Origin of the sequence: Halomonas sp. BC1, from assembly GCF_002078135.1 — a bacterium.
GTDB lineage: Bacteria > Pseudomonadota > Gammaproteobacteria > Pseudomonadales > Halomonadaceae > Vreelandella > Vreelandella stevensii.
Genome location: NZ_LFGS01000005.1, coordinates 97,106 through 104,735, shown reverse-complemented (window position 1 = coordinate 104,735; position 7,630 = coordinate 97,106). Strand labels below are relative to the sequence as shown.

Below are 7,630 nucleotides of genomic sequence, written 5' to 3'. Positions count from 1 at the left end.
GAGTGAGGCTGGGTGTCGACGATTAGCTTCTTCGCCTGTACCACACGCTCCATGAATGCACTTGGCGACTCATTTTCATGGGGGTAGTCATGGCCTGGCACGTGGCGGAAATACTTGGGCTCCTCTCGGGCAGGAGCATCAGTTAGTAATAACTGCCCCTCAGCTAAACAAGGGTGAACCTCAATCTCTATTTTGGCAACCTCAGCAAAAGGTTGAATGGTTTTCAGGGCTCTTGGATAAGGAGAGCACAGAATGCACTCGATCTCCAATTCCAAGAGGCTTCCTATAATGCTTTGTGCCTGATAATGACCATGCTGTGTGAGCGCGTCACCGCTTCCTGTTCCTAACGCACCATCACGGTTCGTTTCTGTTTCTGCGTGTCTCAAGAGGAATATATTCATTCTTGATTCATTTTAATGCCCACATTTGGGGCAACCGAAACGCAGTCTAGGTTGTCCCACCCGCGATAGTAGCGACAACATGTGATTGTCATATTTTGTTGCTTGGTGACAGCTCACCTGCCCACTTCATTAAACGAATCATAGCTTTTTTTGAATAACCGTATGTAGCAGTGCCCTTGTTCTTAGCTCGAACTACCCATGGCCGTTTCCTCTTAATCTTTTCTGCCCCTTCAAGTGCATCGCCTTCAACTATATCGGGGATAAAGTCATTCCAATCAAAATCAGGTGAATCCATATCTGGCTCAGGAAACACATATTCATACTCTTCGAAATCTAGCGAAATAACCGGAGTCTTTTTTGTTTTTCCATTCTTGAAAGGCGTGTGAAGGGTTAGAGAGGTGTCAGTGGTTTTAACGATCCAACCCAAAGCCACTAAAGAATCAGTCAGGTAACTGGCTATTTCGGTAGTACTGATAAACTCTGGAGGATTAAAAGATTGCTTTAACGCCAATTCAGGTGACTCACCAGGAATAGCCAATTCCATTTTTGAAATGGAGAAAGTTTTTACCGCTCCTGTTTCCATACATCGTGCACGAACCTTATCATTAATTATTTTTACTGGCGAAATATCTCGCTCTGTACCCGGTGTACTTTCACCAAAATATCTAACCCGAAGAATTTCGCCAGAATCTATGGCTTCCCCTAGCTTATCCTTCATTCCAGCACCTCCCTAAAATATAATGCTGAATTCAACGGCTTGTCCGCTGCAATGCATTGCTATGCCTTCGTCGCTGACATATCGTGCAGATCATGTGCTTTGCCACTCTTCTGGAACCAGGGCGGGCGGCTTTGTCCAAGGCTCTTCGACCAACGATTTTTGAAACCAATGGTCACGAAGGTTCGCGTGCTCGGTGATGATCAGTTGGAACCCGGGAACCTCCTCCTGAGTGAACTTTAGCAATAACTCGAACAATCGACGCACTGCATCTAGGTCGGCGTCGGCCTCTGTCTTCTGTATTGATCCATCGGCGTCGTTATAGACCTGCTCAGATGGAAAATAGACCTGGGTAGGCTGATCGATCAGCAGGAATCTAGGTATTGGCCGGTTATTCTTTGCGGCGAAAAGATGTAGCGCAAGCAGTGCCGATAGGTGGTACGCCAAATGATTTTCGCCGCCTCCAGTCCGCGCCATCGGAACCGGGCGTTCTGGGCGATCAAAAATTATAGTCAACTGTGGCAGGTTTAACCGAGCGGGGTAAGGACTGAACTCGGCGTTAAACTTTTGTATATAACGTGACAGATTTACGGAGATAGTGTTGAGAATCGAGGCTAAGCGCTCGTTGCTGTCATCCGCGCCAATCTGGTCTTCAAGCTGCTTAACCTTGTTGTTAAGACGACGATTCTGTGCTTCCAACCGAGCAAGTTCTTCGTTCGGCAGAAGCGTCTCCAGAAACAGGCTGATGCGACCAACCACGCGTGCTGCCGCATTATTACGAGAGCCCATTTGAGATATGACCTCGTTAGCCGAGATCGCCGCAGATAGCTCTGCTTCTTTCTGCTTTATGGCGCCCGCTATCTCGTCCACTTTGCTCGTCAGTTCGGAAAGGTAGGATTCGAGCTTTGGACGCTGGCCGATAGCGATGCGCAATTCGCTGTCAAGCGACTTTAACTCGCCGAGCAAGGCCGCCGCAATTGGAGACTCCATCGCTAGGTTTCGTTCGCTGAACGGCCATTGCCATTCACCGTTGTCTGGGTTTCTCGGCAAAGCCTTGATCGACGCCAGTCGATCCAATTGCTCGGCTGCCTCATTCTCGTAGCCACCCGCCCGCTTGGCAAACTGTCGTGCCGCGTCGATCCTCGATTGAGTGTCGCGTCGATCCTGACGCAACTGGCTTAGATCTTCTTCCAAGAGCGAAATCCGGCTGCCGTCGTCGTCGGGTACCATTTCGGGCTTCCACGCCAGCGCAGACCTCAGCGCCTCGATGATCCCGCTTCCATTCGTGCTCTCCCCGCCTCTAATGACACCGACGCTTCTGGCTTCCGAATAGAGGCCAATGGCCTGCTCGTGCGATGTGTCGATAGCGTTGCGCGCCTGTTCCAACTGCTTGCTGTTAATCCTAAGATCCCGCTGGGCTGTGCGTAGACGAGATTCCAGTTCATAGCGGTCGCCGGAAGAGACGCCGAGCAGGATCGGCAGAGTGTCGCGGATTGCCTGAGGCTGGTACGGCTCGTTCTGGCGATAGAAAAGCTGATCCTTGTTGGCTATCAGCCCTTGCTTCTGGAACAGATAGTAGAACGTGTGCTTGACGTTCGCGTCGTAACTGTCGCGGCTGTGTTCAAGCGCGACATCTGTGCGGTTCTCGGGAATACCGAGCAGACGCGACAGCAATTCCACAACGCTATCGTCATCAGCGTTGGCCACCAAATCCTTGAACGCAGGCGTCTGTAACTGAGTACCACGTCGGAGCATCGCCATGCTGCAACTGGCTCCTACGCTAGGTGGGCTCGGCTTAGCCACTAGAACCTGCTCTTTCTCGAACTGATAGACCACGGCGAACCATGCCACTTTGTCGCGAATTACGCCTTCGGGAACATTGAATGAGGAGCGGCCCATGCAATACTCAATGATCTCGGAGAGTGCGGACTTGCCGGTAGACGAGCGTCCGGTGATGACATTGAGCCCTTCGACCCTAAACCGGAGATCCCGGCGTTGACCGTCGTGGCTGTAGATATGGATAGAGCTAATCTTCATGGACGAATCCCAAAAGTCGTGTAAACGGTCACCGGATCGGCAATGCGTGCGAATTCCCGTCCCAAGATCCGTGCCACTTTCTGGCAAGAAACGGTCTCGTCAGTTCCCCGGACGGTCTTGCGCACTTTGTTGGGCACGGTCTGAATGCGACCGTCATCCCCAACTACGATGCACCCCCGTTCCATGAGCAAACCGAAACCCTCGAAGACATAGGGCAACATCTGCGTCACTCGGTCAGCAAACCCCAGTGTAATCTGCTGGTTCTTTTCCGTGATCTTGAGGAGATAACTACGCGGACTGTCTGCAAGGACTTCTCGCGAATCCTTGTGTAGGCACAATGGCAGTACCAGCAGAGAAAGGGAGAAAGGCATCCCGCGGGTATCTTGTTCCTCGTAACTAGAGAGGGCACGGTACAGTACCAAACCGCAGAAGGCTGGGTTGAACAGATTCCGAATCTCGACAGGGCGCAGGTTCCATTGCTTCATGAGGCCACTCCGAGTACTTTGCTAAGACGATCAAGAAATCTGGGGTGCCAGTAGACCCTAGGCTTGGGCGTGGCATCGGCCAAAATATGGAAGCTTCCGCGGAGGACATAAGGCTCAGTAACCCGGGCGCGGATGCGTAAGGATTCGAGCTTTCCTGTCTCGAACTCCGCCCAGTTATAGAGGGTCGCGCCGGCTTCACGAAGCGCGTTCTCGGCGCTATCGTCTGCCAACTTTTCGAAGACGACATCCTTGTAGCGATTCCACTCGTCAGCAAGACGATCTTCGTATTCCTCGACTTCTCCTGACACCAGCAGGTTCTCGCGTGCCCAAGCGGATCGCTGCTCAAACGCGCGATAGTAATCTAGGACGGCGCTTCTGATCCGGCTGGAGGAGAGGCCGATCTCGCGGAGCTGCGCCACGAACAAGCGAGGATCTTCCTCAATATCAATCTCGCCTGCGTGCTGTTTTCCCCGGAAGGTGATGGGAAGGTTGTCCGCTTTGTATTCCTCGGCAAAGTTGGAGAGCTTGTCCGATACCTCGTAACCGAAAATTCCTTCCGGCCGTGCGTGTGTCAACTGCTTTATCACGGCGTCAGTCCACCAGCCTTCCAGTCGCTCGAAAACGAACTCGCGGTGCTCGCGCCGGATGCTTCGCATGTGCTTATCCCTGATGATCGACGGGATATCATCGATACGTGGGCTGCCGTCTAGGATCAGAATACGTTCGAGAAAATCCTGCTTCTCTGGCTCACTCAGCTCATTGAACGACACAGCGATCGGCGCGATGAGTTGAGACTTAGAATTGGCGAGCGAGGCATTCGCTAATTCAGTTAGTGGCGCCAAATCGCTTGAAGGGGCGGGCTGGTCAGGGAGAAGACGTGCGAGAAACGAGCCTGTACTCACGGTACCCGTAGTAAACAGGAAGAACTGCAGGCTCGATGCGGAACGTCCATCACGCTTGTAACGCTCCAGCCAGATGTTCACCGACTTCCAAAAGTCCGTGGACAGATCGGCCAGCCTATCGCCGACCGCCTTATGCTTGAGTGATGCGAGGGATTTTCCACCATCACCATCGATGAAATCGAGGTCGTCGTCCTTTTCCAAGAAGACGGCGGTCTCCTCCGATAATTGCAATATATGGAGCAGGGCGAGACGCGCCTGGTATATGTACCCCAAGCCTTGTTCGCTGGCTGAATATTTGTCGGTTTTTTTTGTCGTCATTGGCTCAACCGATACTAATTATATTTTCAGGGGTCGCAGTCTACCCAGCGTCAAGGTCGGCGACCATCCTTAGAATGGGCTTGATCCATAGTCCACTGGTTGCGATTACTTTCTGCGGCATAACGAGGCTGTAGAAAAACCCAATTCCGAGCCGTCTTCACCGCCTCTCGTCATAATTTAATGATCCAGCAAGTCATCTAGCTGGATAATATTCATATCGGTATTCCGCCACATGAGCGCCCATTGAAAGCTAGATGAAGGCAGTATTTTGCTCTTACAAAGCAATTGGTCCCGCTCCAAGCCCTTCATGACGCGGCCACATGACCATAATTCGCTAACTTCTCAATGTTGTGAACTAGGCAGTAGAGCTGCCACTGACCCTGCACCTTTTTCTTACCCCGTAGACTGAACCGGTTCAGCCTTTTCGTCGTGCCAATGTTGCCGAATACCGGCTCTACAACTGACATGCGATGGCTGTAGATTTCCTTGCCCTTCGGGCTATCCACCCGGTGTTTCATCCAGTCAGTGTAATTGGGTAAGCGTTTGTTCTCGATAATAAAAGACACTTGTCGCCCTGCGCCGTGGCGATGATCGGCCGAGCCAGGGTTCTGCATGCAACGGTATTTCTTTGGGCAGTGCCGACATTGCAGCAAACGTCCTTCAAAGTGAACACGAATCTTGCCAGTGTCCGTTTCTCGTTGCCCGCGATAAGACAGCTTTTCGCCAGTTGGGCAGATACACGTTAGCGCTACTGGATCAAACTGGAACGCGCTGGCGGGTGTCGTCTCACGCCAACCTTTGTCCGGTAGGTTCTGGTGGCGCTTGCCGTATTTATCTTTCTGGTCGGCAAACTTCGGATCTCGGCTGCGGAACTGGTTATCGGGGATGTAGCCATTGATCTGGCGTTCGTGCAGGTACTTCATATTGGCTTCATTGGCGAAGCCAGTATCTGCGGTCACAACGGCACCTTTCTGGTAGATGTTGTCCGCAATGCCTAGCTTCTTGAAACGAGCTTCGACCGCTTCCAGTACGGGTTGCAAGGTGTGGTGTTCCTGGCCTTCACCAAAGGCCTGAGCGTCAATGATGATCTGATGCTTTTTATCCACCGTGGCCACACCGTTATAACCCTGGATCGTGCCTTTACTGGTGGTCATCTTGGCGCTTTCATTATCGGTGAGGTTGCTTTTCACTTCCTTGAGTCGCTTCCCCCGGCCCATCCTTGGGCTGTGCGTCTTCAGGAAGCGATCCACTTTGTTCATGGCGGCATCCAGGGAGAGGATCATCCTGGCTCGACGAATATCCCGATCCAGATCGGCTTCCGTTTCAGCTTCATCACGTGCGTAATGCTCTAGCAGGTGATGCCGAACCAGGCCTCTCAGTTTCTCCCGCTTCTCGCCCAACTCCTTGAACGTACCCGACCACTCTTTAGAGGCATCGGAGGACATCTTGCAGCCGTCAATGGCAAAGAGCTCGTTGCCCAGTAAGCCTTGTTCGTGGCACACAAGCAGCACCTGTTCGAACAGCGCTTCAATCTCATCAGCATGACGGCTTACGAAGCTAGCCAGAGTGGTAAAGTGGGGAACGGTATCGCAGGAAAGGGCTTTGAAAATGATATTGGTCTCGCAACACCATTGCATCTCGCGGCTGGAGGTGATGCCTTTTGAGTAAGCAAACAGGATGATCTTCAACAAGATGGCCGGATCATAGGCCAGCCGACCGGTCGCGTCGTTGCGATACCTGGGATGGAAAACGGATAAGTCGAGCCTGTACTCGATCAGGTAGTGCACGGCGTGTTCGAAGGTGCCAGGCTGAAGCTGATCCTGGTAGTTGATGACCACCATGGCGTTCTGATCGTAATTGTAAACCTTGAAGCGCGGCATGCTGACCACTCCCCGTCTGTTTTCCCGATCCTACCAAAACCTGGCTGTCAAAGGGGTTTTTCTACAGCCTCAACGCTTAGCGCACCGGTGACTTTGACGTAGCGAAGCGGAGACAAAGGCATCCGAGTGCCGCGCCTGGTTATGTTTGATATTCGATTTCTACGGCCGACTCGTCTCCACAATGAATGAAGAGTTCCCCTTTCGCTGAATTTGAAGATGAAAACTGAAACCAACCACGGCCAGACTTTTCACGACCATCATCATTTCCAGACCAAGAAAACTCGACTCGCCCTCCATCATCTGGAATGCGGTAGTCGATTTGGCCCTCAACTGCTCCGAATACAAAAAAGCCGAGGCCATCTTCATCGAACTGGAAGTATCCGGGCTCGATAAGATCAACAAAGTCTTGATCCCACATTTCCATCCACTTAATTCGCCAGCGTCCAACGACTTTACTCAAACTACCTCCTTAAAACATAACGCCGAAGCACAGCGGCGACCTTGGAGTGGCGACGAAAGCGCCACGTAAAGGGCGTCCGGCGGCCATCGGCCGCGAACTGCTGCGCCTTGTTAATTGGATACCTCAATGTACCACTTGGGCTTGATACGCCCGAAATCCCGGCGGACGTTTGATTTCAGTGCCTTTTTGGAGTCCAGCACCTTTGCCTCGCCGCCCTCTCTGATAAACACAACCCAATGCCAGAATGGTTTGCCCTGTTCCATACGCCATTTAATAGCCATGAGAGCCTTGTCTGGAAGGCGCTCCCAAGACTCGAATGGTGTTTCTTTACGCGACACTGAGATACCGAACTCCCGCAGAAGCTTCCGGACATGCACAGTCTCTGACCAAAGCGACGTGTCTGCGGCGTAAATGCCCAGAGCGTTTGCCTTA

General features: G+C 52.1%; 8 protein-coding genes. All 8 read right to left on the bottom strand.

What is annotated here, in order from left to right; genetic code table 11:
* On the bottom strand, positions 1 to 401 hold a 401-nt coding region (locus B7L72_RS05065; RefSeq protein WP_139788451.1), incomplete at its 3' end, for a histidine phosphatase family protein.
* Between the two features lie 88 nt (positions 402 to 489).
* Positions 490 to 1,119, bottom strand: a complete 630-nt coding sequence (locus tag B7L72_RS05060; protein WP_139788445.1) for a WYL domain-containing protein — start codon at positions 1,117 to 1,119, stop codon at positions 490 to 492.
* Positions 1,120 to 1,209: 90 nt separating this feature from the next.
* Complete coding sequence (locus B7L72_RS05055) at positions 1,210 to 3,153, bottom strand: DUF3732 domain-containing protein (protein ID WP_081192955.1); 1,944 nt, start codon at positions 3,151 to 3,153, stop codon at positions 1,210 to 1,212.
* Entirely contained in the window at positions 3,150 to 3,638 is a 489-nt protein-coding gene (locus tag B7L72_RS05050) for a three component ABC system middle component (protein WP_081192953.1), read from the bottom strand. The genes B7L72_RS05055 and B7L72_RS05050 overlap by 4 nt, the downstream gene beginning before the upstream one ends.
* Complete coding sequence (locus B7L72_RS05045; protein ID WP_081192951.1) at positions 3,635 to 4,858, bottom strand: ABC-three component system protein; 1,224 nt, start codon at positions 4,856 to 4,858, stop codon at positions 3,635 to 3,637. The genes B7L72_RS05050 and B7L72_RS05045 overlap by 4 nt, the downstream gene beginning before the upstream one ends.
* A 305-nt stretch (positions 4,859 to 5,163) precedes the next feature.
* Positions 5,164 to 6,738 carry a transposase gene (locus B7L72_RS05040; RefSeq protein WP_081192949.1) on the bottom strand — a complete coding sequence of 525 codons (1,575 nt, stop codon included), beginning with the start codon at positions 6,736 to 6,738 and terminating at the stop codon, positions 5,164 to 5,166.
* A gap of 139 nt (positions 6,739 to 6,877) precedes the next feature.
* Entirely contained in the window at positions 6,878 to 7,198 is a 321-nt protein-coding gene (locus tag B7L72_RS05035; RefSeq protein WP_164834383.1) for a hypothetical protein, read from the bottom strand.
* Between the two features lie 110 nt (positions 7,199 to 7,308).
* The coding region (locus B7L72_RS05030) for a hypothetical protein (protein WP_081192947.1) at positions 7,309 to 7,630 on the bottom strand (322 nt) is incomplete at its 5' end.